Genomic DNA, 3,037 nt, shown 5'->3' with positions numbered 1-3,037 from the left:
GGGTTGCCTTCAGTTGCTGCTGCTGGTGGTGGTCATGATCCTGCCGGGTTCCCTTACCCCTACCACTTTCCGTCATCCTTTCCCAGGTTCTCGAGGCACCGCCACTGGCACCACCGGCACGCCCGACAATCTGCGGGCTCGGCGTCGAATGCGTCGCGTCCGACATCATCGCAGGTCTTCGTCAACCAGCTCCCCAACTGACTATCGGGACCCTCACCCACGAGAACCAGATCGAAGCCCTCCAGATTCTGGCCGACGCCTCCATTCCTCTCGTCCATATCGACATCATGGACGAAACCGTCTGGCCCAAGACGACAGTCGGGCCCGACTTCACGAGCCAGCTCCAAACTGGCTTGCTCAAAGATGTCCACCTCCTGATCGATCAGCCTGACGCCCAGATTCCCGCCTTTGCAGAAGCGGGTGCAGCGGTCATCTCCTTCTGCGTCGAATACACCCCCGACATCGGCAACACCCTTTCTCTCATCGAAAACGGCGGGGAGCATATCCTCCGGGGAGTGTCCCTCAATCCCTCCACGCCCGTCGAGACCATCGAGCCTTATCTCGCCCAAATCGACCTCGTCATTCTCCTCGCGATCGGGAGCCACGAGGCGGTGGCCGATGGCTGGAACGTCCCGGAACCGGAGCGGGCACCTGACACCCACGTGCGCCGCGAAGTGCCGCGTTCGCTCATCACCTTCAATCGCTCGCCGGACCTGCCCTTCGACCGCACCATCAACCCCTACCGGGGCTGTGAGCACGGCTGCGTGTACTGCTTCGCACGCCCCACGCACGCTTATCTGGACCTGTCGCCCGGCCTGGATTTCGAAACACGGCTGGTCTGGAAGGCGGATGCGGATCAGGTGCTTCTGCGACAGCTGGCGAGTCCCTCGTATCGCTGCGCGCCGATTGCCCTGGGGGCGAGTACCGATCCCTACCAGCCCATCGAGCGTCGCTACGGCGTCACCCGCCGAATTCTCGAAACGCTGCTCGCCTGCCGACACCCCGTCTCGATCGTCACCAAGGGCGCACTCATCGAGCGCGATCTCGATCTGCTGGCCGAGTTGGCTGCCCAGCGACTGGTCAGCGTAGCGGTCAGCGTCACCACCCTGGCCCCCGAGCTCAAGCGCCAGCTCGAGCCCCGGGCGAGCAGTGGGGCGAGGCGGCTGCAGATGATCGAGCGACTGGTCGCGGCGGGGGTGCCGGTGAGCGTGCTCGCGGCGCCTATCATGCCCTTCGTGAACGATGCGGAGCTCGAGGACATCGTGAGCGCGGCAGCGAAGGCCGGTGCTACGGGGGCGAGCTACGTGATTCTCCGACTCCCCCACGAGCTGACCGAGCTGTTCGAGGACTGGCTCGCCCAGCACTACCCCGATCGCAAGGAACGCGTGCTGAACGCCGTGCGGGCCATGCGCGGTGGCCGCCTGTACGACTCGAGGTGGGGCCAGCGCCAATCGGGCCAGGGCGCCCTGGCCCAGTTGATCGCGCGCCGCTTCGAACTCGCCCGCGCACGCCATGGCCTCAACGATGCGGCCAAGCGCACGCGCCTGGACACCTCTGCCTTTGCCGTGCCGCCTTCCCTACTTGCAAGCCTTGCTCGCTCATCGCACAGTGAGCCGCAACTCGCACTGTTCTGAGCCTTCCATGGGTCCGTATGCCTAGAGCCGAGGCGCGCGCTGCCTGCTGCCTAACGTTGTTGCTGATGCTTTTCGCCGTGTTGCCCACGGTGGGGGTCGCACAGGAGCATACGCCCCCGCCGCTAGTGTTCGATGTGTTGGCACCGACGGAGCAGGAATGGCTGCGGGTGCTCGAGGCGGTCGAGACGGGCGATAGCGCGCAGGCGATCGAGCTATCGGCAGCACTAGCTCAGAAGGTCAGCGGCTTTGCCCTGCTGGACAAGTTGCGCCAGGAACTGCTCGCGGCGCAGGGCGAGGCCGCGATGGCGCAGCTGCAGGCGCGGTGGTTGACCGCGGCGGCGTCCGTGCCCACGGCGCCGCAAGGTGCCGCGCCGGACGAGGCCTCTCGACTGGCGCACGAGGCAGCCCAACGCTGGGCCCATCGTGACTACCAGGTGCCGACGACGCTGCCCTTCGTGCTCGCCCTCGATCGTGGCGTCCGCCACCTGATCGTGGTGGAGACGTCGACCTCGCGCCTGTTCCTCTTCCGCAATCGCCCTGAGGGGCTGCGTCTGGAGCGCGACCTGTACGTCTCGATCGGGCGTCGCGGGCCGGGCAAGGAGGTGGAGGGCGATGAGCGCACGCCCCTCGGCGTCTACTTCACCTTGAGCCGCATGGACGAGGAAGGTCTGGCCGAGCGCTACGGCGCGCATGCGTTTCCCCTCGACTATCCAAACGCCTGGGATCGGCGAGAGTCACGTACCGGGCGTGGCATCTGGATCCACGGCGTACCCCCGCAAACCTACTCACGCCCGCCCCTCGACAGCGATGGGTGCGTCGCCCTGACCAACCCTGACATCCAGTGGCTGGCGAAACGCCTGGCACCGCGCCGAACGCCGGTGGTGATCGTGGAGCGGGTGCCTTGGAATGCGGCGTCGCCCTCGACGGCGGAGGTGGCGCGCTTGAGTGGGCGTATTGAGCGCTGGCTAGCGGCCCGGGCGCAGGGTGAGGACGGCGCCTCTGCGCTGGAGGAACTCTACGACCCGGAGGCGCTTGCGGTGCCCGTCGCCGGAGCGGGTCTCGAGCGGGAGGACGAGGCACCTGAGGTGCGACGGCTGGCCCTGATCCAGGACCCGACAACGCAAGGCCTCGTGGTAGCGAGCTTTGGTGACGGGTGGGGCGGCTGGTATCGCCAGTACTGGCGTCAGGACGACGCGGGGAGCTGGCGTATCGCGGCGGAGCGCCTGAGGCCGCCCCGCCGCCGATAGGGGCTAACGCGTGGCGTTAGCCCTGGCCGTCGCTGCTGGCCGGCGCGCTGACGCTGGCCGACGCATCTTCGGTCTCACTCGCGCCTTCGATGGCCACGAGGTAGTCGATCACGCGCAGCAGGTTCGGGTAGCTGCCCGCCATGGTGGCGTCCGTGC

2 protein-coding genes are annotated in these 3,037 nt (G+C 67.1%); both read left to right on the top strand.

Annotated elements, in window-relative coordinates; translation table 11 throughout:
• Window positions 1-74 precede the first annotated feature (74 nt).
• Complete coding sequence (locus AAF184_25565) at window positions 75-1,634, top strand: PA0069 family radical SAM protein (protein ID MEO0425724.1); 1,560 nt, start codon at window positions 75-77, stop codon at window positions 1,632-1,634.
• A 65-nt stretch (window positions 1,635-1,699) separates the two neighbouring features.
• Entirely contained in the window at window positions 1,700-2,881 is a 1,182-nt protein-coding gene (locus AAF184_25560; GenBank protein MEO0425723.1) for a L,D-transpeptidase, read from the top strand.
• The last annotated feature ends 156 nt before the right edge of the window (window positions 2,882-3,037 follow it).

The sequence above is a fragment of the Pseudomonadota bacterium genome, from assembly GCA_039815145.1.
Taxonomy (GTDB): Bacteria; Pseudomonadota; Gammaproteobacteria; order Steroidobacterales; family JBCBZW01; genus JBCBZW01.
This window is presented reverse-complemented; position numbering and strand designations above follow the sequence as displayed.

Bases quoted from the DNA above. Each gene is read 5' to 3' on its own strand.
- AAF184_25560 (MEO0425723.1), top strand. From the start codon at position 1,700: ATGCTTTTCGCCGTGTTGCCCACGGTGGGGGTCGCACAGGAGCATACG.